We start from the raw sequence: 23,955 nt of genomic DNA on the forward strand, positions 1-23,955 counted from the left end.
TAGGCCATAGCCGAGGACCCTAGGAGGATTCATGCTTTACTTGTAAGACACTACCCCGTGGTAGACTCGGCCCGTGGACGCCCCCTTGACCCAGCCCTCGGAAGAGGCGCTCCTCTCCTCCCTGAACCAGGCCCAACGCCAGGCGGTCATGCACTTTGAGGGGCCAGCTTTGGTGGTGGCGGGGGCGGGAAGCGGCAAGACCCGCACCGTGGTCCACCGGGTGGCCTACCTCATGGCCAAGCGGGGGGTGTACCCCTCGGAGATCCTGGCGGTCACCTTTACCAATAAGGCCGCCGAGGAGATGCGGGAGCGCCTTAGGCGCATGGTGAGGGGGGCAGGGGAGCTTTGGGTTTCCACCTTCCACTCCGCCGCCTTGCGCATCCTTAGGGTCTATGGGGAAAGGGTGGGGCTTAGGCCCGGCTTTGTGGTCTACGACGAGGACGACCAGACCGCCCTCCTCAAGGAGGTGCTGAAGGAGCTGGGCCTTGCCGCCCGCCCCGGGCCCATCAAGGGCCTTCTGGACCGGGCCAAGAACCGGGGGGAGGCACCCGAGTCCCTCCTTTCGGAGCTTCCCGACTACTACGCCGGGCTTAGCCGGGGAAGGCTTTTGGATGTGCTGAAGCGCTACGAGGAGGCCCTAAGGGCCCAGGGGGCCTTGGACTTTGGGGACATCCTCCTCTATGCCCTGCGCCTTCTGGAGGAGGACCGGGAGGTCTTGAAGCGGGTGAGGAAGCGGGCCCGGTTCATCCACGTGGACGAGTACCAGGACACCAACCCCGTCCAATACCGCTTCACCAAGCTTTTGGCGGGGGAGGAGGCCAACCTCATGGCCGTGGGGGACCCGGACCAGGGGATCTACTCCTTCCGCGCCGCCGACATCAAGAACATCCTGGACTTTACCCGGGACTTCCCCGGGGCCAAGGTGTACCGCCTCGAGGAAAACTACCGCTCCACCGAGGCCATCCTGCGCTTTGCCAACGCCCTCATCGTCCATAACGCCCTCCGCCTGGAAAAGACCCTAAGGCCGGTGAAGCCGGGGGGGGAGCCCGTGCGCCTCTATAGGGCTAAGGACGCCCGGGACGAGGCCCGCTTCGTGGCCGAGGAGATCGGGCGCCTGGGGCCCCCCTTGGACCGGGTGGCGGTGCTCTACCGCACCAACGCCCAAAGCCGCCTCCTGGAGCAGGCCCTGGCCTCCCGGGGGATCCCCGCGCGGGTGGTGGGCGGGGTGGGGTTCTTTGAGCGAGCTGAGGTAAAGGACCTCCTGGCCTATGCCCGCCTTAGCCTGAACCCCTTGGATGCGGTAAGCCTTAAACGGGTGCTGAACACCCCTCCTAGGGGCATCGGCCCGGCTACGGTGGAGAAGGTGGAGGCCTTGGCCCGGGAGCTGGGGTTACCCCTTTATGAGGCCTTGAAGGTGGCGGTGGGGAGCCTAGCTCGCCCCGCCCCCGTGCGCCACTTCCTGGCCCTTATGGAGGAGCTTCAGGAGCTGGCCTTTGGCCCTGCGGAAGGGTTTTTCCGCCACCTCCTCGAGGCCACCGACTACCCCGCCTACCTGAAAGAGGCCTACCCCGAGGACTACGAGGACCGGCTGGAGAACGTGGAGGAGCTCTTAAGGGCCGCCAGAGAGGCGGAGGGGCTTATGGAGTTCCTGGACAAGGTGGCCCTTACCGCCCGGGCGGAGGAGCCTGGAGAGCCTGGGGGCAAGGTGGCCCTCATGACCCTGCACAACGCCAAGGGGCTGGAGTTTCCCGTGGTCTTTGTGGTGGGGGTGGAGGAGGGGTTGTTGCCCCACCGCTCCTCCTTGAGCACCCTGGAGGGTTTGGAAGAGGAAAGGCGCCTCTTCTACGTGGGGGTGACCCGGGCCCAGGAGAGGCTTTACCTCTCCTATGCGGAGGAAAGGGAGGTTTACGGGCGCACCGAGGCTACCCGGCCAAGCCGCTTCCTGGAGGAGGTGGAGGAGGGGCTTTACCAGGAATATGACCCCTACCGGACCCCCACCAAGGCCCCTCCAGCCCACCGGCCCAAGCCCGGGGCCTTCAAGGGCGGGGAAAAGGTGGTCCACCCCCGTTTCGGCCAAGGCACGGTGGTGGCGGCCATGGGGGATGAGGTGACCGTGCACTTTGAGGGGGTGGGTTTAAAGCGGCTTTCCCTGAAGTACGCGGACTTGAGACCCTTGGGGTGAAGCCGTGCGGCAAGACCACAAGACCCGTCCCCTGGCTTTCTTCTACCGAGCCCCCTCGCCCTTCTTTGACCGCCTGGCAGCGGAGGTGGCCACCCTTCGGCTTCCCCTTTTCCCCTACCCGGTGGAAACCCAAGACCCCTTCGCCCTCCTTCCTTGCCTCAAGCCCCTGGGCCTGGCGGGGGCGGTGCTGGCGGAGGCCATTCCGCTTCCCAAGGAATCCGCAGGGCTCTTCCTGGAGGCCGAGGCCCGGGGGGTGGGCCTTGTGGACCTCCTGGTGCCCCGGGTAGGGGGGGTGGCGGGGCAGTACACGGAAGGGGTAGCCCTGGAGCGCTTCCTTTCCCTCCATTTCCCCGGGGCCAGGGGGCTTTGGCTGGGGCCCTTGAGGCCCTCCTTGGCGCCCTTCTTGCGCCCATTGGGCCAGGTTTCCGTGGCGGCCCCCAGCTTTGTTGAAGGGGATAGCTTTCTGGCCCGCCTGCCCGAGCGGGCCCGGGGGCACGTGGCCTTACGGCCGGAGGAGGCTAGGGCCCTCTCCCTAAGGGCCGACCTCCTCCTTTACGCTGGAGGACGGATTAACCTGGATTATCTCCAGCCATTCCACGCCCTGGTGGCCCTCTCCCCAGTGGACCTTTGGGTTTGGGAAAGGGTGCAGGTGGTCTACTCCCCGGAGGACCTCCTGGGCTTTAGGGTGAGGGCGGTCCTCGAGGGGCTCGGCTATCCCCTTTGACGGGCCTCTCGGGCCAGAAGCCCCATGCTAAGGGCGATCAGAATGAAGGCGATCAGGGCCTGCAAGGGGATGGGGAACTGGGGTATGTACTCCACGTTGCAGGGCACCGGGGGCTTGCAGGCCAGGGTGAAGAGGTCGGGGAAGCGCTGTTCCAGGAGGTGCAGGGTGCTAAACCCGGCTCCCACGAGGGAAAGGGCCAGGCTATAGGGCCAGACAGCGAGGTCCTGCCGCCAAAGGGCGAGGCCCAGGAGGACGGCCTGGGGGTACATGAAGATCCTTTGGTACCAGCAGAGCTCGCAGGGCAAAAAAAGCCGCACCTCGGAGTAGTAAAGGCTTCCCAAGGTGGCCACCAAGGCCACCACCCAAGAGAAGGCGAGCAGGAGAAGGCCGCGGTTCATGGGGTGAGCATACCGCTAGACTAGGGCTCATGGCGGAAGCCGAACTCCAAGAGGGCGAAGACTTCTATTGGGAGGAGGGGCGGATGGTTTTCACGGAGGTTTATCTCCGCAAACGGGGGTATTGCTGCGGCACGGGTTGTCGCCACTGCCCCTGGCCTAGGGGGGAAGAGGAAGCTTAAGCTTCCAATAGCGCCTCCACAAAGGCCTCCGCGTCAAAGGGCTGGAGGTCGTCGGGGCCTTCCCCCACCCCGATGAACTTGATGGGCACCCTTAACGTGCGCACGATGGGAACCAGGACCCCCCCCTTGGCGGTGCCGTCCAGCTTGGTGACGATCACCCCGGTAAGCCCCACCGCCTCGTGGAAGCGCCTGGCCTGTTCCAGGCCGTTTTGCCCGGTGACGGCGTCCAGCACCAGCCAGACCTCCTTGGGCTCCCCGGGGTCTGCCTTGGCGATGGCCCGCTTCACCTTTTTTAGCTCCTCCATGAGGTTGTGCTTGGTGTGGAGGCGGCCTGCGGTGTCCACCAGCAGGAGATCGTAACCCCGGGCTTTGCGGGCACTGGCGGCATCAAAGGCTAAAGCGGCGGGGTCGGCGCCTTCGGGCCCCTGGATGACGGGGACGCCAAGCCGCTTTCCCCACTCGGCGAGCTGGGCTCCCCCGGCGGCGCGGAAGGTATCCCCAGCGCAGAACATGACCTTCTTGCCCAGGTTTCGGTAGTAGCGGCCCAGTTTGGCGATGGTGGTGGTCTTGCCCACCCCGTTCACCCCCACCATGAGGACCACGTGCCCTTGGGGTTCCACGGGCTTCAGGTTTTGCGGGCGGAAGCCCAGTTTCCTCAGGGTGGCCCGGCGCTCGTCCGGCTCCAGCATCTGCACAAGCTTCTCCTTGACCGCCTCCTTCAGGTCCTTCCGCCCGGAGGCCTTCACCTCGGCGAGGAGCTCTTCGGTGGCCTCGAGGCCCACATCGGCGGCCAGGAGGGCCATCTCCAGCTCCTCCAGGACCTCTTCGGGACTTCCCCCCCAGGGGATGGCCTTGAGGAGGGTTTCCCGGGTTTTGGCCAGTCCGGCCTTTAGTCGGTCAAAAAAGCCCATGGATTCCTTTGGCGCCGGTTTTTAGGCCTAGCGGAAGCTCACCCCCAAGGCGAACTGCCAGACCTTGGGGAAGTCGGCGAAGCCATAAACGTAGGTGGCCTCCAGGAAAAGGCCCGTGGAGGGGTCCAGAAGCCCTTCCAACCCCCCGGTAAAGCTCACCCCAGCGGTAAGGCTTGGCCCCACCACCGCGCTAAGCCCCCCGCCGAAATAGGGAAGGAGGCCTGCCAGGGTAGGGTCGTACTGGCCCAGGTCGGGCTTGAAGAGGAGGGCGGCCTCGAGGGCCACCCCCGGGGGTGCCGGGGCCAGCATGGCGGCAAGCCGGCCCGAGAGGTTCTGCCTCAGGCGATTTTCCAGCCCGGCTCCAAAGGTCAGGCCCAAAACTTCCCCATAGCCGAAGCGCATCTGAATGGCCGTTTGGGCGTAGGCTAGGCCAAGGAGGGCGGCAAGGAGGAGAAAAGCCCGCTTCATCCCCCCAGTATATCCTTTTTGCGTAGTTGTTCCCTAGGCCTCTACAGGATTTCCTCCACCGAAGGACCTCACCGGGGCCCCCACTCTGCCATCAGGCAGAGTGGGGTGGTTTTAGGGCCCGTTCCAGGCGGGAAAGGGCCCGTTCCTTGCCCAATAGGGCCATGATCTCAAAAAGCCCCGGGGTTTCTAGGCTTCCCGTGAGGGCCGCCCTTAAGGGCTGGGCCACCTGGCCAAGCTTGAGGCCTTTTTCCTGGGCCAAGCCCCGGAGAAGGGCATCCAAACTGGCCTCGCTCCAGTCCCCCTGGGCCCTTAGGAGAGGCTCCACCTCCTTCAGGACCGGGAGGCCTTCCTTCAGCTTCTCTAAGGCCTTCGCTCCCATGGGATAGTCTTCGGAGAAGAGGTAGCGGGCCTTTTCCGGAAGTTCCTTCAAGGTGTCAAACCGGGGACGCATGAGCTCCACCGCCCGCCTTAAATAGGCCTCGTCCGGCCAAGAGAGCCCCGCTTCTCTCAGGAAGGGTTTCACCCTTTCCGCCACCTCCTCCAGGGGGAGGACCTCGCGGATGTACTTCCCGTTGAGCCAGCGCAGCTTCTCCAGGTCAAAGACCGGACCCCCCAGGGAAACCCGCTCCCAAGTGAAGGCCTGGATGAGCTCTTCCAGGGTGAAGATCTCCCGCCCATCGGGCATGGAGAAGCCCATGAGGGCCAGGTAGTTGCGTAGGGCCTCGGGCAAAAACCCTTCAGCCCGGTACCACTCCAAGGAGGTGTGGCTTTTCCGCTTGCTGATCTTGGTCTTGTCGGGGTTTCTCAGGAGGGGCATGTGGTAGAACTTGGGCACTTCCCAGCCAAAGGCCTGGTAGAGGAGGACGTGGATGGGGGTGGAAACCAGCCACTCCTCCGCCCGGATCACGTCCGTCACCCCCATGAGGTGGTCGTCCACCACGTTGGCCAGGTGGTAGGTGGGGTAGCCGTCGGACTTGAGGAGGACCACATCGGGGATCTCCCCATTGTCGTAGACCACCACCCCCCGAAGCTCGTCTTTAACCTCCGTGGTGCCGGGCCTGGGCACCTTGAGGCGGATCACGTGGGGCTCGCCCCTTTTGGCCCGTTCCTCCGCTTCCTCAGGTGGGATATTGCGGGCGCGGCCGTCGTAGCCCCCCTTCTCCTTGCGGATCCTTTCCAACTCCTCGGGGGTTTCAAAGGCCCGGTAAGCCCATCCCCGCCTTAGGAGCTCCTGGGCGTGTTCCCGGTAAAGGGGGAGCCTTTCCGACTGGCGATAGGGCCCGTGGGGTCCCCCGATGTCGGGGCCTTCGTCGTAGGGGATGCCGAGCCACTTAAGGGCAGCCAGGATGCGCTCCTCGGCTCCGGGGACGTAACGGGTGCGGTCGGTGTCCTCTATGCGCACCAGGAAACGGCCCCGGTTTTTCTTGGCCCACACGTAGTTGAAAAGGGCGATATACGCTGTCCCCACATGGGGGTCCCCCGTGGGGCTTGGGGCGATGCGGGTCACCACCATACCTCGCCCATTATCTCACCCAGGGCTAAAGGTTGGGCCTTACCCTGGGAGGTAATGGACGGGGAGCTTTTGGCCAAGGGGTTGCGCAAGCGCTACGGCCCCAGGGAGGTGGTGCGGGGGGTGGACCTAAGCCTCAAGCGGGGGGAGATCGTGGCCCTCTTCGGCCCCAACGGGGCGGGGAAGACCACCACCTTCTACATGGTGGTGGGGTTTATCCGGCCTACTGCGGGGAGCATTTTTCTGAAAGGGCAGGAGGTGGGCCGCCTCCCCATGTACCGCCGGGCCCGGCTGGGCCTGGGGTATCTCCCCCAGGAGCCTTCCGCCTTTCGGCGCATGACCGTTTTGGAAAACCTCCTGGCCGTTTTGGAGTTCCAGCCCCTTTCCCGCAAGGAGCGGCTGGAGAAGGCCAAGGCCCTTTTGGAGGAGCTTTCCATCTACCACCTCAAGGACCAGATGGCCTACGCCCTTTCCGGGGGGGAAAGAAGGCGGCTGGAGATGGCCAGAGCCCTTTGTACTGACCCAGACTTCATCCTTCTGGACGAACCCTTCACCGGGGTGGACCCGAAAAACGTGAAGGAGATCCAAAAGGTCATTGCCGAACTTCGGGAGAGGCGGGGGGTGGGGGTCTTCATCACCGACCACGCGGTGCGGGAGACCCTGGCCATCACCGACCGGGTTTACGTGATGTACGATGGGGAGATCCTCTTCCACGGCGACCCCGAGACCTTTGCCCGGGACCAGGGGGTACGGAGGCACTACCTGGGGGAAGACTACGAGCTTTAGGCCATGACCTTCTGGGCCCTTCTCTTTCTGATCCTTTTCCTGGCCGCCCTTGTGGCCTACCTGGGGGACAGGGTGGCCAAGTGGGCGGGGAAGCGCCACTACCGCCTTTTTGGCCTCAGGCCCCGGCAGACGGCCACCCTGGTGGCGGTCCTCACGGGGGTGGGGATCGCCCTATTCAGCTACCTGGGGTTTCTCCTGGTGTTCCGGGAGGCTAGGGAGGTGATCCTCGAGGCCCAGGCCATCCGGGCCGAGCGGGACCAGCTAAGAAGGGAGCAGCAGGTCCTTTTGGAGGCCAAGGCGGCCATGGAGGCCGAGGCCAGCAGGGCCTTGGCGGAACTCAACGCCCTGAGGGAGGAAAGGAGAACCCTGCTCCAGGCCCTGGAGCAGGCGGGAGTTGTGAGGAGCCGCCTGGAGGAGGAGGCCAAGGCCCTGGCCTCCCAGGTCAAGGCCCTGGAGGGGGAAAGGGAAACCCTCCTTAAGGAGCGGGCGGCCCTACAGGCGGAGCGCCAGGCCCTGGCCCAGCTTCTGGAGGAAAGAAACCAAGAGTTGGCCAAGAAGACAGCGGAGCTTACGGAGAAGGCTCGGGAACTCAAAGCCTTGGAGCAGCGCTTGACCGTCCTCCAGGAGGCGGCCAAGCGGGCGGAGGCGGAAAAAGCCCGTTTCACCGAGGAAAAGAGGCGTCTGCAGGGGGATGTGCTTCAGGCCCTCGCCCGCTTGGAGGAAACCCGACGGGAGCGCCAAGCCCTGGCGCAAGAGGTCGAGGCCTTGAGGGGCAGGCTCGCCAGGGCCAGGGAGGAACTTCTAAAGACGGAGGAAAGGGTGCGGAGCCTTCTGGTGCAGGCCGAGGTGCTTCAGGGAGAACGGGGCCAGCTTTCCCAAAGCCTCGTCCGCCTGAGCCAAGGCCTCTACCTGGGGGAGGTGCGCCTGGGGGCGGAGGAGGGGAGGGAGGCCCTGGAGCGGGTGGCGGAGCGGCGGGCCCGGCTACAGGGTTTCCGGGGCGTAGAGCTTTTGGGAGAGGCCACGGGCCCAGGCCTGGCGGTGCTGGAGGGAGCTGGGTACCAGGAGGGGAGGCTTCTAGTGCGGGTGCGCTTCTATCCGGAGCGGCGGGCCTTTGCCCAGGGGGAGGTGCTGGCGGCCCGCACCTTCCGCCTATCCACCCCGGCCCGGGATCAGGAGGTCCTGGAGGCCCTGGGGGAGGCCATGAGGAAAAGGCTTTTGGAGGCGGGTTTTCCCCCAGAGTACGCCACCTTTCCCTCACCGGAGGAGCTGGCCCGGGGGCTTAACCTCCTTCAGGGAAGGAGGGGAGTGGTGCGGGTGGGGGTGGTGGCCGCCAAGGAGGCGTGGACCACGGAAAAGCCTCTGCTTTCCTTCCAGCTCCTAGGCGGGCCGCCGGGCCCGGAGGTACCGGTCCCGACCCGCCAGGTCCCGTAGCACCTCCACATCTATCCATCCCCTGGCCTTAAGTTCCTCAGCCAGGAGGTGGACGTTTTCCGGGGCCAGTTCCAGGAGGAGAAACCCGCCCGGCTTGAGGGCTTGCCAGGCCTCCTGGGCCAGGGGCTGGGCCACATCCAGCCCTTGCCTTCCCGCATAGAGGGCCCAGGGGCTTTCCCAGGCCAGTTCCCGGGGAGCTTGGGCCCGGTAGGCCTCGGGCAGGTAGGGGGGGTTGGAGACAAGGAGGTCCAGATCCTTCAACCCGCCGGTGAGGGGAGCCTGGAGGAAGGCCACCTGCAGGCCCAGCCTGTGGGCGTTCTCCCGGGCTAAGGCCAGGGCCTCGGGATCGGTGTCCGTGGCCCACACCTGGGCCTCCGGAAGGTGTTTTTTTAGGGCCAGGGCGATGGCCCCGGTACCCGTGCCCACGTCCAGGATGCGGGGGGCATGGGGCAAGGGGAGGCTTAGGGCCAGCTCCACCAGGCCTTCCGTTTCCGGGCGGGGGATGAGGACCCCTTCGGCCACCTTGAGGGGCAGGCCAAAAAACTCCACCTCCCCTAGAAGGTACTGCAGGGGATAGCCCGCAAGGCGCCTTTCCAAGAGGGTCAGGGCTTTTTCTTCCGTACCTGGGGGTGGGGCTTGGGAGAGATGGAGGAGAAGCTCCTTGCGGGAAAGGCCCGAGGCCAAGGCCAAAAGGTCCAGGGCCTCCCCTTCGGGAAGCCCTGCGGTCCTAAGCCTCTCCTGGAGTTCTCGCAGGAGCCTGACCACGGGGGTAGACCACCACGTGCCGCTCCTCCCCCTCCCCTTGGCTTTCCGTGGTCACCTGGGGGTGGTTTTTGAGGAGCATGTGCACGATGCGGCGCTCGGAGGGGCGCATGGGGGGAAGGTGCAAGGGCTCCTGGGTCATGGCCACGGTAAGGGCCGCCTCCTCGGCGATCTTGCGGATCTTTTCCTCCTGGCGCTTGCGGTAGCCGGCGGCGTCCAGGACCACCCGGTAGGCCCCGCCGAAATGCTTGGCCAGCACCACCCCGGCCAGGTACTCCACCGCCTTCAGGGTGCGCCCCTCCTTGCCGATGAAGCGCCCCAGGTCCCCGCCCTTGACCTCGGCCTTGAGGACGTTGCCCTCCTGGCGGACCTCCACGTAATGGGCGGGGTCCAGCCGCAGGAGAAGCCCCACCAGGAAGTTTTCCAGCACCTCCTTGGGCCCTTTTTCTGCAGGCTCCTTTCCCGCCTCTTTTAACTCCACCTCCACCGGGGCTTCCTCCAATACCCCCAGGTCGGAGAGGAGGTCGTCAATGCTCTTTTTCTTCTCGTCCATGCCCTCAGTTTACGCCGCCAGGGGCTTAAGGCTCTTGTTGATGAGCCACTGCTGCACCAAGCCGATCAGGTTGGAAAGGACCCAGTAGAGGGTCACCCCCGAGGGGAACTGCAGGACCAGGAAGATGAAGATCAGGTTCATGAAGAGGCTTTGCCGGATCAGGTCCTTATTTCCGTGGGCGGAAAGCCAGGTGGAGAGGAAGGTGGAGGCCACGTAGAGGGCGGGGAGGATGTAGAAGGGGTCGGGGAGGGCCAGATCGGGGATCCAGAGGAGGCCTTGGCCGAACTCGTAGTTGGCGATGACCTTCCAGAGGATGAAGAGGATGGGCATCTGGATGAAAAGGGGTAGGCAGCCGGCGGCGGGGTTCACCTTGTGCTCCTGGTAGAGCTTCATGGTGGCCTCCGCCCGCTTGTTGGGGTCGTCCTTGTACTTCTCGTTGATCTTCTGGATGAGGGGCTGGAGGCGTTGCATCTCCGCCATGCTCTTGAACTGCTGGTGCATGAGGGGCCAAAGGAGGAGGCGCACCACCAGGGTCAGGAAGAGGATGGCCAGGCCCCAGCTACCCGTATAGCGGAAGGCCACCTCCATGAGCCAGAGGAGGCCCAAGGAGAGCTGCCCCCAGATGTTGGGGGCGAAGAGGCCAGGGAGGGGAAGAAGGCCTTCCACGTGGAAGCGGACCAGCTCGTTCTGCCCCCCGTAAAGCCTCAGGGTTTCCCCGGGAGCGAGGGTGAGGGTCCCCTCCTTGCCCACCAGTTTCCCCGCCAAGGGTTTCTCGGCAAAGGCCACCAGGGCGTACCCCGCCTTGGGCTTGGTCTGCCAGGCTAGGTAGGCCATGGGACCTTCCCCGCTTGGGGTAGGTTCCTTTTGGCCCTCCAGGAACACCTTGGGGCTTCCTTGGGCAGAAAGCCTTAGGGTGAGGGGGAAGTCGGCGGTAATCTGGACGGTGTAGCGGCCCTTTTCTATGCGGTAGGTGAGGGTGCCCTCTGCGCCTTGGAAACGGGCCAGGAGGCGGCCATCCTGCACCAAAAACTCCGTCCTTTCCGGGGTGAAGCCGATGGGGGCTACCACGGGGCCATTGGCGGAGAGGTTAGGGGCCCGGGTGTAGTCGTTGAAGGCCGTGCCCTTGTAGGTCTTCACGTACCAGCCCACCACCTGGCCCTTTTGGTCAAAGGCCAGGTCCATGAGGTTGGTGACGGCCACCTTTTCCGGCACCCCGTCCCCGTTTACGTCCTGGTCCTTGAAGCCCGCCTCGAGGGCCATCGCGCTTAGGCCGAGCAGGAAAAGGAGGGGTAAAAGCCTTTTCATCTTGCCTCCTTCTGGGTCTTGACGGTACTCCTGGGTGGGAAGACCAAGGGTACCGGGTCCAGCCCCCCAGGGTGCAGAGGATGGCACTTCAGGATGCGCCTGGCGGCCAGGTAGCTACCCCATAAGGCGCCATGGCGCTCCAGGGCCTCGAGGGCATAGGCGGAACAGGTGGGGTGGAAGCGGCAGGTCCTGGGTTTGAGGGGGGAGATGAACCTGCGGTAGGCCTTAACCAAAAGGATCAGTACGCCGCGCACGCCGCCTATTGTATCAGCCCGCTCTTCTTGAGGGCGCGGGTGAGGTCCTGGAAGAGTTCAGCATAGGTGGCCTCCCGGGCCTCGGGGCTGGCGATCACCAGGAGGTGGGCCTTGGGGAGGTGGAGGCGGCGGAGGATCTCCCTCAGGCGGCGCTTGATGCGGTTGCGCACCACCGCCTTGCCCACCTTCTTGGACACCACGATCCCCACCCGTAGCTGGGCGGCGGGGAGCCACTTGACGTTGACAAAACGACCCCGCCCAGCACGGCCTTGGCGGAGCCTCTGAAAGGCGCGATCGCCCTTTAGGGAGAGGAGTTTGCCCCCCGCTTTTGGGGGGGCAGGCCTTAGGCGTTCACCCTTGGGGTGAGGCGCCAGCGGCCCTTCTGCCTTCTCCGCTTCAACACCTTCCTGCCGCCTGGGGTCCGCATGCGGGCCCGGAAGCCGTGGGTTTTGGCCCGTTTCCTCCGGTTGGGTTGCCAGGTCCTTTTCATCCATTGCCCTCCTTTGGGGCCTTGGCCCCCAATACCCTAAAGAGTGTAGCATAAGAGGGGCTATACTAGGCCTAACGGTTTTTTACACCCGGGCAAGAGAACGTTGACATAGACCTGGGTTCCCTTTATACTTCCCCCCAAACGGTTGTTAGGGAGGACCTCCGTGGCCCAGCTTGAGGTGGAAAACGTCACCCTAACCTTCGGCGGCGTGGCCGCCCTTGCCTCGGTTTCCTTGGCGGTGGAGAAGGGGGAGCTGGTTTCCGTCATCGGCCCCAACGGGGCGGGGAAGACCAGCCTCCTAAACTGCATCTCGGGGTTTTACCACCCCCAGCGAGGACGGATCCTCTTTGAGGGACAGGAGATCACCCGCTCAAGCCCCCACGAGGTCACCCGGAAGGGCATCGCCCGGGCTTTCCAAAACATTGAGCTCTTCTCTGGCCTTACCGTGTTGGAAAACCTCATGCTGGCCCGGCACACCTACCTGGGCTACAACTTGCTGGAGGCCGGGGCCTTTTATGGGAGGGCCCTGGCCAAGGAGGTGGAAAACCGCCGGGTGGTGGAGGAGGTCATTGACTTCATGGAGCTGGAGCCTTACCGCAAGGCCCTGGTGGGGAATCTCCCCTATGGGGTCAGGAAGCGGGTGGAGGTGGCCCGGGCCCTTTCCCTTTCCCCCAAGCTCCTCCTTCTGGACGAGCCCATGGCGGGGATGACCCTGGAGGAAAAGGAGGACATGGTGCGCTTCATCCTGGAGATCCGGGCTCAAGGCACCACGGTAATCCTCATTGAGCACGACTTGGGCGTGGTCATGGACATCTCCGACCGGGTCTATGTGCTGGACTTCGGCCAGGTGATCGCCGAGGGGGCCCCGGAGGAGGTGGCCAGGAATCCCCGGGTGCAGGAGGCCTACCTGGGGGTGGGAGCATGAAGGCCCTGAGGTCCTCCTACGAGATGAAGCGCTACACCCTGCCCCAGCTTCTGCGCCTGAGGGCGGAAGAGGAGGGGGACCGGGTGGCCTTGAGGGAAAAGGACTACGGTATCTGGAATGAGATCACCTATTCCGAGTATTATGAACAGGTTCTTCTCTTCGCCCACGGCCTTCTTGACCTGGGGTTCCAACCCGGAGAGAGGCTGGCCATCATCGCCGACAACATCCCGGAGTGGCTCTATGCGGAGCTTGGGGCCCAGGCGGTGAGGGGGATCAGCGTGGGGGTCTACCAAAGTAGCCTTCCCCCCGAGATCGCCTACATGCTGGACTACACCGGGGCCAGCTTCGTGCTCGCCGAGGACCAGGAGCAGGTGGACAAGCTCTACGAGATCCGCAGCGAAATCCCCAAGGTCCGCCACGTGATCTACGAGGACCCCAAGGGCATGCGGGGTTACCGGGACCCCTGGCTCCTTTCCTTTGAGGAGGTGTTGGAGCGGGGCCGGGAACACCGGAGGAGGTATCCGGATGCGGTGGAGAAGTTGCTCCTCGAGGCCAGCCCCGAGGAGGTCTGCCACCTTTCCTCCACCTCCGGCACCACGGGAAGGCCCAAGGCGGCTATGCTCCGCCACCGCAACCTCATCCACATGGGGGTGGCCCTGCAGGAGGTGGATCCCCTTTTGCCCACGGACGACTACCTCTCCTTCCTGCCCTTGGCCTGGATCGGGGAGCAGATGATGTCGGTGGCCATGGCCCTCACCGGGGGCTTTGCCGTCAACTTCCCGGAGGCGGTGGAAACCGCCATGCAGGACCTTAAGGAGATCGGCCCCCACGTGATGTTCAGCCCGCCCAGGGTCTGGGAGGCCATCCAGAGCAACATCTGGGTCCGCATGTCGGAGAGCTACGCCTTCAACCGTTTCGTCTACGAGAAACTCCTTAAGATCGGCTACCGGGCGGCGGAGTACCGCATGCGGGGGAAACCCATGCCCCTGGGGCTTCGCCTGGCCTACTGGGTGGCGGACCAGGTGCTCTTTAAGCCCTTAAGGGACCAGTTGGGTTTCTTGCGCCTGAGGCGGGCCTATACCGGGGGTGCCGCCTTGGGCCCCGATGTCTTCCGCTTCTTCCACGCCATCGGGGTTAACCTGAAGCAGATCTACGGCCAGACGGAGATCATCGGCATTGCCTTCGTCCACCGGGATGGGGACGTGCGCCATGACACCGTGGGCCTACCCATCCCCGGAACCGAGCTGCACATCAGCGAGGAGGGGGAGATCCTCTGCCGCTCCGATGCCGTCTGTGCCGGGTACTGGGAACGCCCCGAGGCCACGGAGGAGACCTTCCGGGACGGCTGGCTGCACACGGGGGATGCCGGCTACCTCACCGAGGATGGGCACCTGGTGGTGATTGACCGGCTTTCCGACGTCATGCGCACGGAAAGGGGCACGGTCTTCAGCCCCCAGTTCGTGGAGAACAAGCTGAAGTTCTCCCCCTACATCAAGGAGGCGGTGGTCTTCGGCGACCGCAAGCCCTACCTGGCGGCCTTCATCAACATTGATCCCCAGACGGTGGGCAAGTGGGCGGAGGACCGGGGGCTGGCCTACACCACCTATCTGGACCTTTCCCTAAAGCCGGAGGTGGCGGAGCTCATCCGCCAGGAGGTGGAAAAGGTGAATCGGGAGTTGCCCGAGGACCTCAAAATCCGCCGTTTTGTCCTGCTCTATAAGCTCTTGGACGCCGACGACGAGGAGCTGACCCGCACGGGCAAGGTGCGCCGGGGCCTCATCGCCAAGAGGTACGCCCCCTTGGTGGAGGCCTTGTACTCCCCCCTCGAGGCGGTGGAGGTGGAGGCGGAATACCGCTACCAGGACGGGACCGTCCAGCGGGTGCGGGCCCGGGTGCCGGTTTTGCACCTGCGGGAGGAGGTGGTGGTGTGAGCTTTTTCTTGCAACTTCTCTTTTCCGGGATTGTGCTGGGCTTGGTCTACGCCCTGGCGGCCTTGGGCTTCGTCCTCATCTACAAGGCCAGTCGGGTGGTGAACTTTGCCCAAGGCCAGTTCATCGCCATCGGGGCCTTTCTGGCCTACTGGGCCATGGTGTCCTTGGGGGCTCCTTTCCTGTTGGCCGCCGCCCTGGCCTTAGGCCTCACCGCCCTCCTGGGTTTTGGCGTGGAGCGGGTTTTCCTGAAACGCATGGTGGGCCAGCCCATCATTGCGGTCATCATGGCCACCATCGGCCTGGCCTCCTTGCTGGACGGCCTGATTCACCTCACCCCTTATGGGGCGGGAAACTTTAGCTATCCCAGTTTCCTACCCGCTGGGGGGCTTACCCTTTTAGGGGTTCAGATCTCGTATGCCCAGCTTTTGGCCGTGGGCTTCACCCTGCTCTTTCTCCTGGCCTTTACCTGGTTCTTCCAGCGTTCCACCCTGGGGGTGGCCATGCGCAGCGTGGCCGATGACCAGATGGCGGCCATGAGCCTGGGGGTTTCCGTGGAAAGGGTCTTCGCCCTGGCCTGGGCGGCGGCGGGGCTTACAGCGGCGGCCGCGGGCCTGGTGGTGGGGACCATCTCCGGCCTCAACCTGGACGCCTTGGTGCACATCGGCCTGCGGGTTTTCCCGGTGGTGATCCTGGGGGGGCTGGACTCCATCCCGGGGGCGGTGGTGGCGGGGATTCTGATAGGGGTGTTAGAGAACCTGGCGGCGGGGTTTCTGGACCCCTATGTCCCGGGCGGGGGTACCCGGGACGTCTTCCCCTTCCTGGTGCTCCTTTTGGTCCTTTGGTTTAAGCCCCATGGCCTTTTCGGCACGGAGGAGATCGAGCGCGTATGAGAAACCCTTGGGCCCAGACCGGAAACTACCGCACCTCTTACCGGCAGGACACCAGCATCTTCGCCACCCACCGGGAGCTGGTCTCCTTGCTGCTCTTCCTGGGTTTTCTCCTGGTTCTCCCCCAGTTCCTCTCCCGAACCCAGGTCTTCATCCTGGACCTGATCCTGGTGTACAGCATCGCGGTCTTGGGGCTTAACATCACCACGGGCTATGCCGGTCTCATCAACATCGGCCAGGCGGCCTTCATGGGGGTGGGGGCCTACACGGCGGCGCTTCTGGCCCCCCAGGGGCTTCCCTTTTGGTTGGTGGTTCCCCTAGGGGGTCTGGTGGCGGCCTTCTTCGGCTTCCTGGTGGGGATCCCCAGCCTAAGGGTCAAGCACCTCTACCTGGCCTTGGCCACCCTGGCCTTCCAGGTGGTCTTTGAGTGGGCCGTGGGGCACCTGCCCCTTCTGAAGCAGGGCGGGGCCATGGACATGCCCCGGGCCAGCTTCTTGGGCTACGAGGCCGGTTTCCGCAACCATTTTCACTTCTGGTACTACGTTGCCTTGACCACTTTGGTGGTTTTGGCCTTTTTCTTCCGCAACCTGCTTCGCACCCGCTACGGGAGGGCTTTGGTGGCGGTGCGGGATAACGACCGGGCCGCGGACGCCATGGGCATGGACCCGGGCCGCACCAAGCTCTTCGCCTTTGCCCTGGGGGCCTTTTACGCCGGGGTGGCGGGGGTGCTCTACGCCTACCTGGCCCGGGCCGTGGTCATAGAGGACTACACCTTTGCCGTTTCCATCAAGCTCCTGGCCATGGCCATCGTGGGAGGGTTGGGAACCCTGGTGGGGAGCTTTTTGGGCCCGGCTTTCTTGGAGCTCTTGGATGTCAACATGGAAGCCCTTTCCAACCTGATCAAGGCCCTGGGGTTCAGCGTGGCGGGGGTGGACGTGGCCAGCGCCCTCAGGCCCTTGGCCTTCGGCCTTATCATCGTGCTTTTCCTCATGTTTGAGCCTCGGGGGCTTTACAACTGGTGGCGCCTGGTGCGAAGCTACTTCCGCACCTGGCCCTTTAAATACTAGGCAACCCCCCCTTGTGGGGTTGGCGAATGGGAGGTGAGGCGGATGCGAAAACTCTGGTTCGGTCTTTTAGCGATGGCGGGGCTGGCCTTAGGCCAGCAGCAGGTCACCATCCTGTGGTCGGGGGCCATCACCGGTCCCACCTCGGATGCGGGGGCTCCTTACGCGGCAGGGGTGGAAGATTACTGCAAGTATGCCAATGAAAGAAAGCTCATCCCCGGGGTGGTGCTGAACTGCCTGGTGCGGGACGACCAGTACAACAACGCCAATACCCAGCGCTTCTTTGAGGAGGCTTTGGACCGGTTCAGGATTCCGGTTTTCCTTTCCTACGCCACCGGGGCCAACCTGCAGCTCAAGTCCCTGATCCAAGAGGTGAAGGTGCCCACCATTCCCGCCTCCATGCACGTGGAGCTCATTGACCCCCCCAACAACGAGTACTTCTTCATCCCCACCACCACCTACTCCGAGCAGGTGGTGGCCCTTTTGGAGTACATCGCCAAGCAGAAGAAGGGGGCCAAGGTGGCCCTAGTGGTTCACCCCTCGCCCTTTGGCCGGGCCCCGGTGGCCGATGCCCGCAAGGCGGCGGCCCAGCTTGGCCTGCAGATCGTGGACGTGCAGGAGGTGGGGGCGGGGAACCTGGACAACACCGCCCTCCTCAAGCGCTTTGAGGCGGCAGGGGTGGAGTTCATCGTGCACCAGAATGTGGCCGGGCCGGTGGCCAACATCCTTAAGGATGCCAAGCGCCTGGGGCTGGACAAGAAGATCAAGCAGCTTGGGGCCCACTACACGGGCGGCCCTGACCTCATCAACCTGGCGGGGGATGCGGCGGAAGGGTTCTTGTGGGTCACCAGCTTCTACATGTTCCACGAAGATGCCCCGGGTATCCGCCTGCAGAAGGAGTTGGGAGAGAAATACAAGCGTCCTCAAGCCATAGTGGAGAGCGTGAACTACACCAACGGTATGCTGGCCACGGCCATCGCGGTAGAGGCCATGCGCCGGGCCCAGGAAAGGTTCAAGCGCATCACCGGGGATACCGTCTACCAGGCCCTCATAGGCATGAACGGCCCCAACGCCTTTAAGCCGAGCTTTGCCGTTTCCACCAAGCAGGGCATTGAGATTGACTTCACCAAGACGGAGCGCACCGGGGCGGAGGGCTTGAGGATCCTCGAGGCCAAGGGCGGCCGCTTTGTCCCCATCACCGAGCCCTTCACCTCGGCCCTCTTCCGCAAGGTGCACTACGGCAAGTAGTCCGGTAGGCCCGGGGGGCAACCCCCGGGCATTCCTTTCGCCATGAGCCTGAACCCCACACGCCCCGAAGACTTAGGCCCCATCCTCCTTTTGGTCAACAACATCGAGGTGGTCTACCACGACATCATCCAGGTGCTCCGCGGTGTCTCCCTAAAGGTGCCCGAAGGGCGCATCACCGCCCTCTTAGGCCCCAACGGGGCGGGGAAGACCACCACCTTGAGGGCCATCTCCGGCCTCCTCATCCCCGAGGATGGGGAGGTGGTGAGGGGGGAGATCCTCTACCAGGGGAAGCCCATCCATAACCGCCCCCCCGAGGAGATCGTGCGGATGGGGATCGTGCAGGTGCTGGAGGGCCGCCGGGTCTTTAAGCACCTCACGGTGGAGGAAAACCTCTGGGTGGGCACCCTGACCCGAAGGGCCGTGCGCCTAAAGGAGGAACTGGAGCGCATCTACCACTACTTCCCCCGCCTGGCGGACCTCCGCAACCGCTTGGCTGGGTACTGCTCAGGGGGGGAGCAGCAGATGATCGCCATCGGTAGGGCGCTCCTGGCCAGACCGCGCCTCCTCCTCCTGGACGAGCCTTCCTTGGGCCTGGCTCCCCTTTTGGTGCGGGAGATCTTTGACATCGTGGCCCGGGTGAATGCGGAGGAAGGGGTCACGGTCTTGGTGGTGGAGCAGAACGCCCGGGTGGCCCTTTCCATCGCCCACTACGGCTACATCATGGAAACGGGCCGGATCGTGCTGGAAGGGGACCGGGAATACTTGCTGGAAAACCCCGACGTGCAGGAGTTCTACCTGGGGGTGGCCAAGGGGGGTGGGCGGAAAAGCTTCAAGGAGGTGAAGGCCTACAAGAGGCGGAAGCGGTTCATGTAGCTGGGTTAGCAGCATCAGCATGACCCCTTGACAGGAAAAGGCTCCAGGGCCAGGGTCGGCGGGTCCTTAGGGCAGGCAGGGCGTCAAGCCGCTATCATGGGATAAGTGGTGCGTTTCCGTGCGGATGGGATACGCCTGGACCAGGCGGTGGCCGAGGCCTGTGGGGTGAGCCGCAGCCGGGCCCAGGAGTGGATCGCCCAGGGCCGGGTCCAGGTGGGGGAGAAGGTGGTGGCGAAGGCCTCCTACCGCCTTAAGGGGGAGGAGGTCCAGGTGTTCCCCGAGGAGGAAAAGCCCTTCGTGCTTCCGGAGGACCTTCCCCTCCCCGTGCTCTATGAGGACGAGGACCTCCTGGTCCTCAACAAGCCCGCAGGTCTTCTCACCCACCCGGCCCCTGGGGTTTACACGGGCACCGTGGTGAACGCCCTTTTGGCCCGGCATTTCCCCCTCGAGGAGGCCGAGGCATCCCGCCCCGAGCTGGTTCGCCCGGGCATTGTCCACCGCTTGGACAAGGACACCAGCGGGGTCTTGGTGGTGGCTAAGCACCCAGGGGCCCACGAGGCCCTGGCCAAGGCTTTCCGCGATCGGTTGGTGATGAAGCGCTACCTGGCCATCACCGAAGGGCATCCCCCGGAAGGGACCCTCATCGCCCCCATCGGCCGCCATCCCGTGGAGCGGTACAAGATGCATGTCGGGGGGATTGCGCCTCGGTATGCGGAGACCGAGTTCCGCATCCTGGCCACGGCGGGGGCTTTGGCCCTGGTGGAGGCCCGGCCCCACACGGGGCGCACCCACCAGATCCGCGTCCACCTGAAGCATTTGAAGGCCCCTATCCTGGGGGATGCGGTCTACGGGCGGGTAAGCCTCCACATCCCGCGCCAGGCCCTCCACGCCTATGAGCTCCGCTTCCCCCACCCTCGCACCGGCCGCATCCTGGAGTTCCAGGCCCCGGTGCCCGCCGATATGGTCCAGGCCTGGGAGGGGGTGGGGGGGAGGTGGCCGGAAGAAGTTTTGCAGGCATTATACTGAAGCCAAAAGAGACCACCTGTGTTGTGACGGGGATGAAGGTATGCCTAAAGGAGTAAGCGAAATAGAAGTTTCCGAGCCGGGTAATGAAAGGAAACCGGCGGTTTTACAAGAGCCGTTGGAACATAGCCCGGCTTTTCTCGGCTACCATCGCCTCTTTATAGGCGATGCGCGACAGGTGCTTCGCTCCTTTCCCGATGCCTCAGTGCACTTGGTCCTGACTTCTCCTCCTTACTGGACCTTGAAACGTTACGAGGATATTCCGGGTCAGCTCGGACACGTGGAGGATTACGAGGCCTTCTTGGACCAGTTAGATGGCGTTTGGAGGGAGATCTTCCGGGTTTTGGTGCCCGGTGGGCGGCTGATCATCGTGGTGGGTGATGTGGCCGTTTCCCGGAAGCGCTTTGGCAGACATGTGGTCTTCCCCCTCCACGCGGATATACAGGTGCGTTGCCGTAAGTTAGGCTTTGACAATCTGAACCCTATCCTGTGGCACAAGCGTACGAACGCTACCCTCGAGGCCAATCGCCCCGGGTTTTTCCTAGGTAAGCCCTTTGAACCCGGGGCCATCATCAAGACCGAGGTGGAATACATCCTGATGCAGCGAAAGCCTGGGGGCTACCGCAAACCCACCCCAGAACAGCGGGAAAAGAGCCGCATCCCCAAGGATCTGTTCCACAAATGGTTCCGACAAATATGGGATGATATTCCTGGGTGGAACACTAAAGCCCACCCAGCCCCCTTTCCGCTGGAGCTAGCCGAAAGGCTCGTACGCATGTTTAGTTTTACGGGGGACACGGTTCTGGACCCCTTTGCCGGCACGGGAACGACCCTTCTTGCTGCCGCTCGCCATGGCAGGCGTTCGGTTGGCATAGAGTTGGTGCCGAGATACGCTCAACTTGCCCAAGAACGTTTTGCGCGCGAGGGGGCAGGCCATGCTCTCGCATTGGAGGTGGTGGCGGGTGGAGTTTAGCGCTTTAGCTCGTGATCTTGAGGACGCATTACGAGCTGTGGTTGCGCTACCCTCCACCAGCAGCGGGCGACAGAGCCCAATGGTGGATTACACCTGGAAAAGGTTAAGGGAACGCTTGCCATCCCACCTTTGGCCATTTTTGCAGAAGGAAGCAAGAGTACCGGGTCTAGCGAGAGAGAAAAGGTGGGACTTGGGGTTAATATACCCAGGAGAAGAAGGGGCTCGCAAAAAACCACGGCTATTGATTTCCTTTAAGTCCATTTTAGCTAATCCATCGGGTTCGTGGCCAAATCGGCTGGATGATCTTGTCGGTGAAGTATCTTCTGTGCAGATGCTGTTTCCCGAGGTGGTAATAGGGTACACGGTGATTGTGGATTTTGGTGCCCCTACTAACAGGAGCCGATCCCATAGGCTGGGGCCTTCTGCCTTTGACCAATTTAAAGATGGCCTCAAGGCGCTTTCCAGAAGAGAACCGCCCCTGTGGGCTCAGGGCCTGATAGAAAGGTATTGGTTGGTGGAGGTTGACACTCGGAGGCAACCCGCCTTACAGGATCCTATAAAGGCAGCTAAGGAGGGAGAAGAGTTTTTGGATGCTTTGGTGGATGCTCTCCGCAGCAGGGAGCCTTTGTTATTTTTAGCAAGGTAGCAAGGCTTTTATCAGTCCTCATAAGGGTTTTCAGACCATGGCTTGTGGAAGGGAGTGGGGTTTTAATGGTTTGCTTTAGCTAACGTTGTATAGCAGCAAGTCTTTGACAGCCGCCGCTAAGCGCTTTATTCCCTTGACGATGTTCTCCTGGTTCACCGAGGCGTAGGAAAGCCTTAAGGTATTCTCCCCGCCCCCGTTGGCAAAGAAGGGTCCGCCAGGTACGAAGGCCACGTTTTCTTCTATGGCCCTTTGGAAAAGAACCTCGGCGGATAGGCCTTCGGGCAGGGTCATCCAGACGAACATCCCCCCCTGGGGCCGGGTGTAGGCCACTCCTTTGGGCATCTCCTTCCCCAGGGCCTCCAGCATGGCCTGGGCCTTGGCCCTATAGGTGGCGCGGATCCTTGCCAAGCGCTCGGGGAAGCCCTCCTTCACCAGCTCGTGCACCAGGATCTGGTTGAGGACCGGGGTGTGCAGGTCCACCCCCTGCTTGGCCTGGGTCAGTTTGAGGATGACCTCCGGTTGGGCTAGGACAAAGGCCACCCGAAGGCCCGGGGCCAGCACCTTGGAGAAGCTGCTGAGGTAAATGACCCCGGGGTAGCCCGCCTCCCGGGAAAGCTCAAAGAGGCTAGGCAGGCGGGTTTCTCCGAAGTAAAGCTCCCGGTAGGCGTCGTCCTCCACCAGGATGAGGCCCTTTTCCATGGCCAGTTCCAAAAGGCGCTTGCGGGCTTCCAGGGGCATAAGGCCCCCGGAGGGGTTTTGGAAGGAGGGGATGAGGTAGAGAAAGCGGGGTTCCTCCTGCGCTAGGACCTCGGCCAGAGCCTCCAGGTCCGGGCCTTCCTCGCCTGCGGGTACCGTGAGGAAGCGGGGACCATAGGCCCGGAAGGCCTGGATGGCCCCCATGTAGCTGGGGGCCTCCACCAGCACGGGGCTTCCCTCGTCCAGGAAGACCTTACCCAAGAGGTCCAGGGCCTGCTGGCTTCCCGTGGTGATCAGGACCTCCTCGAGGCTTACCCCAAGCCAGTCCGCCACCCAGGCCCTTAAGGGGGTGTAGCCCTCCGTGGGGCCATACTGCAGGGCCACCTCGCCCTTTTCCCTGAGGATTTCCGCTGCCTTTTCTGCCGCCTCCTCCTTCGGGAAAAGCTCAGGGGCAGGAAGCCCCCCGGCAAAGCTCAGGATGCCGGGGCGCTGGGTGAGTTTGAGAAGCTCGCGGATGGTGGAGGCCTGGATGCGCCTTGCCCGCTCGCCAAAACGGGTATTCCAGTCCAGGGTTTTCACCCACCCATTCTAGCGCTTAGGGCCCTCAGGGAAAGAGCTTTCGGTAGGCCTCGAGGGCGTACCGGTCCGTCATGCCGGCGATGTAGTCGCAGACTGCCCGTTCCAAGCCCCCTTTGGGGATCCGGGCCTGGACCTCTTTGGGCAGGATTTCCGGGTAGCGGGTATAGGTGTGGAAGAGCTGTTCTAGAACTATTTCCGCCTTGCGCCTTTCCCTCAAGACCTCGGGATGGCGGTAGAAGCGCTCCTTGAGAAAGGCCTTTAGCTCCTGGTGGGCCCTCTCGGCCTCCGGGGTGAGGGTGGCCAGGCGCTTGGGGTAACGGCGCACCTCCTCGGCGCTTCTTATCCCGGCCTTTTCCACCTCCTCGTGGGTGGCCTCGATGGTGGCGGTGATGAGGAAGCCCAGAAGCTGGCGCACCAGGATGCGGCGGGAAAGCTCGGTGAGCCTGGAGAGGTCCAGGCCCTCTTCCTGGGCCAGCTCCTGCAGAAAGGGGACCTCGGCAAGCTCCTCGGGGCGGAGGAGGCCGCTACGGAGGCCGTCGTCCAGGTCGTGGGCGGCGTAGGCGATGGCGTCGGAGAGGTCCACCACCTGGGCCTCGAGGGTACCCTTCCCCTCATACTCGGCCTTGAAGCCGGGGTCGTAGGCGGCCTCGTGGGTGGCGATCCCCTCCAGTACCTCGTAGGTGAGGTTAAGGCCCTTAAAACTCGGGTAGCGGACCTCTAGCTCGGTGAGGATTCTAAGGGCTTGGGCGTTGTGCTCAAACCCCCCGTGGGCCTGCATCAGCTCGTTTAGGACCTTTTCCCCCGTGTGGCCAAAGGGGGGGTGGCCCAGATCGTGGGAGAGGGCGATGGCCTCAGTTAGGTCCTCGTTGAGGCCAAGGGCTCGGGCGATGGAGCGAGCTACCTGGACAACCTCCAGGGTATGCGTGAGGCGGGTGCGGTAATAGTCCCCGGCCCAGTTGGGGAAGACCTGGGTCTTGTACTCCAGGCGGCGGAAGGCGGTGGTGTGCAGGATGCGGTCCCGGTCCTTCTGGTAAGGGGTGCGGTAAGGGGACTCAGGCTCCGGATGCGTCCGCCCCCGGGTGTCCCTGGCCTTTTGGGCGTAGGGAGCAAGCTTTTCTGCCTCCAGCTCCAAAAGCCGCGCCCGGGAATAGAGCATG

General features: G+C 63.6%; 26 protein-coding genes. 14 read left to right on the plus strand and 12 right to left on the minus strand.

Features of this window, described 5'->3' with window-relative positions:
* The first annotated feature begins 73 nt into the window (after window positions 1-73).
* Entirely contained in the window at window positions 74-2,182 is a 2,109-nt protein-coding gene (locus L0D18_RS08640; RefSeq protein ID WP_341474591.1) for an ATP-dependent helicase, read from the plus strand.
* A 4-nt stretch (window positions 2,183-2,186) separates the two neighbouring features.
* Window positions 2,187-2,906, plus strand: coding sequence for a hypothetical protein (locus L0D18_RS08645; protein ID WP_243028483.1), 720 nt, complete (start codon window positions 2,187-2,189; stop codon window positions 2,904-2,906).
* Here the strand turns inward: L0D18_RS08645 and L0D18_RS08650 are convergent.
* Window positions 2,894-3,304 (minus strand): disulfide bond formation protein B, encoded by a 411-nt coding sequence (locus L0D18_RS08650; protein WP_243028484.1) that lies wholly within the window; start codon window positions 3,302-3,304, stop codon window positions 2,894-2,896. The two genes, L0D18_RS08645 and L0D18_RS08650, sit on opposite strands and share 13 nt — an antisense overlap.
* Window positions 3,305-3,333: 29 nt before the next feature.
* Here L0D18_RS08650 and L0D18_RS08655 point away from each other — a divergent pair, with 29 nt between their 5' ends.
* Window positions 3,334-3,483: a C1orf53 family protein gene (locus tag L0D18_RS08655; RefSeq protein WP_243028485.1), complete on the plus strand. Its 150-nt coding sequence runs from the start codon at window positions 3,334-3,336 to the stop codon at window positions 3,481-3,483.
* Here the strand turns inward: L0D18_RS08655 and ftsY are convergent.
* The 3 genes from ftsY to gltX all read right to left on the minus strand — a co-directional run bounded on the left by ftsY (window position 3,480) and on the right by gltX (window position 6,375).
* The gene (gene ftsY / locus L0D18_RS08660; RefSeq protein ID WP_243028486.1) at window positions 3,480-4,394 is read right to left on the minus strand and encodes a signal recognition particle-docking protein FtsY; all 915 of its coding nucleotides are present in this window, start codon (window positions 4,392-4,394) and stop codon (window positions 3,480-3,482) included. The two genes, L0D18_RS08655 and ftsY, sit on opposite strands and share 4 nt — an antisense overlap.
* A 27-nt stretch (window positions 4,395-4,421) precedes the next feature.
* The gene (locus L0D18_RS08665) at window positions 4,422-4,862 is read right to left on the minus strand and encodes a hypothetical protein (protein ID WP_243028487.1); all 441 of its coding nucleotides are present in this window, start codon (window positions 4,860-4,862) and stop codon (window positions 4,422-4,424) included.
* Window positions 4,863-4,953: 91 nt separating this feature from the next.
* Window positions 4,954-6,375, minus strand: a complete 1,422-nt coding sequence (gene gltX, locus L0D18_RS08670) for a glutamate--tRNA ligase (RefSeq protein WP_243028488.1) — start codon at window positions 6,373-6,375, stop codon at window positions 4,954-4,956.
* A 54-nt stretch (window positions 6,376-6,429) separates the two neighbouring features.
* Here gltX and lptB point away from each other — a divergent pair, with 54 nt between their 5' ends.
* Both lptB and L0D18_RS08680 read left to right on the plus strand, forming a co-directional pair.
* Window positions 6,430-7,158 (plus strand): LPS export ABC transporter ATP-binding protein, encoded by a 729-nt coding sequence (gene lptB, locus L0D18_RS08675; protein WP_243028489.1) that lies wholly within the window; start codon window positions 6,430-6,432, stop codon window positions 7,156-7,158.
* A 3-nt stretch (window positions 7,159-7,161) separates the two neighbouring features.
* Window positions 7,162-8,589, plus strand: coding sequence for a DUF3084 domain-containing protein (locus tag L0D18_RS08680; RefSeq protein ID WP_243028490.1), 1,428 nt, complete (start codon window positions 7,162-7,164; stop codon window positions 8,587-8,589).
* Here L0D18_RS08680 and prmC read toward each other — a convergent pair.
* The 6 genes from prmC to rpmH are packed head-to-tail and all read right to left on the minus strand — an operon-like array spanning window position 8,536 to window position 11,953.
* Window positions 8,536-9,354, minus strand: a complete 819-nt coding sequence (gene prmC / locus L0D18_RS08685) for a peptide chain release factor N(5)-glutamine methyltransferase (protein WP_243028491.1) — start codon at window positions 9,352-9,354, stop codon at window positions 8,536-8,538. The two genes, L0D18_RS08680 and prmC, sit on opposite strands and share 54 nt — an antisense overlap.
* The gene (locus tag L0D18_RS08690) at window positions 9,317-9,904 is read right to left on the minus strand and encodes a Jag family protein (RefSeq protein WP_243028492.1); all 588 of its coding nucleotides are present in this window, start codon (window positions 9,902-9,904) and stop codon (window positions 9,317-9,319) included. Before L0D18_RS08690 ends, prmC begins: the two co-directional genes overlap by 38 nt.
* A gap of 9 nt (window positions 9,905-9,913) precedes the next feature.
* On the minus strand, window positions 9,914-11,209 hold the full coding sequence (locus L0D18_RS08695) for a YidC/Oxa1 family membrane protein insertase (protein WP_243028493.1): 1,296 nt from the start codon (window positions 11,207-11,209) through the stop codon (window positions 9,914-9,916).
* The gene (gene yidD / locus L0D18_RS08700; protein WP_243028494.1) at window positions 11,206-11,463 is read right to left on the minus strand and encodes a membrane protein insertion efficiency factor YidD; all 258 of its coding nucleotides are present in this window, start codon (window positions 11,461-11,463) and stop codon (window positions 11,206-11,208) included. Before yidD ends, L0D18_RS08695 begins: the two co-directional genes overlap by 4 nt.
* Window positions 11,464-11,468: 5 nt before the next feature.
* Window positions 11,469-11,837, minus strand: a complete 369-nt coding sequence (gene rnpA / locus L0D18_RS08705) for a ribonuclease P protein component (RefSeq protein WP_243028616.1) — start codon at window positions 11,835-11,837, stop codon at window positions 11,469-11,471.
* The gene (gene rpmH, locus L0D18_RS08710) at window positions 11,807-11,953 is read right to left on the minus strand and encodes a 50S ribosomal protein L34 (RefSeq protein WP_015716485.1); all 147 of its coding nucleotides are present in this window, start codon (window positions 11,951-11,953) and stop codon (window positions 11,807-11,809) included. The genes rnpA and rpmH overlap by 31 nt, the downstream gene beginning before the upstream one ends.
* A gap of 163 nt (window positions 11,954-12,116) precedes the next feature.
* On the opposite strand from rpmH, the gene L0D18_RS08715 reads away from it, so the two are divergent.
* The 9 genes from L0D18_RS08715 (at window position 12,117) to L0D18_RS08755 (ending at window position 21,523) form a co-directional block, all read left to right on the plus strand.
* Window positions 12,117-12,878 (plus strand): ABC transporter ATP-binding protein, encoded by a 762-nt coding sequence (locus tag L0D18_RS08715; protein ID WP_243028495.1) that lies wholly within the window; start codon window positions 12,117-12,119, stop codon window positions 12,876-12,878.
* Window positions 12,875-14,809: a long-chain fatty acid--CoA ligase gene (locus tag L0D18_RS08720; protein WP_243028496.1), complete on the plus strand. Its 1,935-nt coding sequence runs from the start codon at window positions 12,875-12,877 to the stop codon at window positions 14,807-14,809. The genes L0D18_RS08715 and L0D18_RS08720 overlap by 4 nt, the downstream gene beginning before the upstream one ends.
* On the plus strand, window positions 14,806-15,699 hold the full coding sequence (locus L0D18_RS08725) for a branched-chain amino acid ABC transporter permease (protein ID WP_243028497.1): 894 nt from the start codon (window positions 14,806-14,808) through the stop codon (window positions 15,697-15,699). Before L0D18_RS08720 ends, L0D18_RS08725 begins: the two co-directional genes overlap by 4 nt.
* Entirely contained in the window at window positions 15,696-16,763 is a 1,068-nt protein-coding gene (locus L0D18_RS08730) for a branched-chain amino acid ABC transporter permease (protein WP_243028498.1), read from the plus strand. Before L0D18_RS08725 ends, L0D18_RS08730 begins: the two co-directional genes overlap by 4 nt.
* Before the next feature lie 42 nt (window positions 16,764-16,805).
* Window positions 16,806-18,008: an ABC transporter substrate-binding protein gene (locus L0D18_RS08735; protein ID WP_243028499.1), complete on the plus strand. Its 1,203-nt coding sequence runs from the start codon at window positions 16,806-16,808 to the stop codon at window positions 18,006-18,008.
* A gap of 42 nt (window positions 18,009-18,050) precedes the next feature.
* Window positions 18,051-18,881, plus strand: coding sequence for an ABC transporter ATP-binding protein (locus L0D18_RS08740; protein WP_243028500.1), 831 nt, complete (start codon window positions 18,051-18,053; stop codon window positions 18,879-18,881).
* 105 nt (window positions 18,882-18,986) lie between these two features.
* On the plus strand, window positions 18,987-19,907 hold the full coding sequence (locus tag L0D18_RS08745; RefSeq protein WP_243028501.1) for an RluA family pseudouridine synthase: 921 nt from the start codon (window positions 18,987-18,989) through the stop codon (window positions 19,905-19,907).
* A 115-nt stretch (window positions 19,908-20,022) separates the two neighbouring features.
* Window positions 20,023-20,877: a DNA-methyltransferase gene (locus L0D18_RS08750; RefSeq protein ID WP_279232312.1), complete on the plus strand. Its 855-nt coding sequence runs from the start codon at window positions 20,023-20,025 to the stop codon at window positions 20,875-20,877.
* A 331-nt stretch (window positions 20,878-21,208) separates the two neighbouring features.
* Window positions 21,209-21,523, plus strand: a complete 315-nt coding sequence (locus tag L0D18_RS08755; protein ID WP_243028503.1) for a hypothetical protein — start codon at window positions 21,209-21,211, stop codon at window positions 21,521-21,523.
* A 75-nt stretch (window positions 21,524-21,598) separates the two neighbouring features.
* On the opposite strand, the gene L0D18_RS08760 is transcribed toward L0D18_RS08755, so the two are convergent.
* On the minus strand, window positions 21,599-22,798 hold the full coding sequence (locus L0D18_RS08760; protein ID WP_243028504.1) for an aminotransferase-like domain-containing protein: 1,200 nt from the start codon (window positions 22,796-22,798) through the stop codon (window positions 21,599-21,601).
* 25 nt (window positions 22,799-22,823) lie between these two features.
* A complete protein-coding gene (locus L0D18_RS08765) occupies window positions 22,824-23,954 on the minus strand; it encodes a deoxyguanosinetriphosphate triphosphohydrolase (protein ID WP_243028505.1) in 1,131 nt (376 codons plus the stop codon).
* Window position 23,955: the final 1 nt, after the last annotated feature.

It is taken from the genome of Thermus albus, from assembly GCF_022760855.1.
Taxonomy (GTDB): Bacteria; Deinococcota; Deinococci; order Deinococcales; family Thermaceae; genus Thermus; species Thermus albus.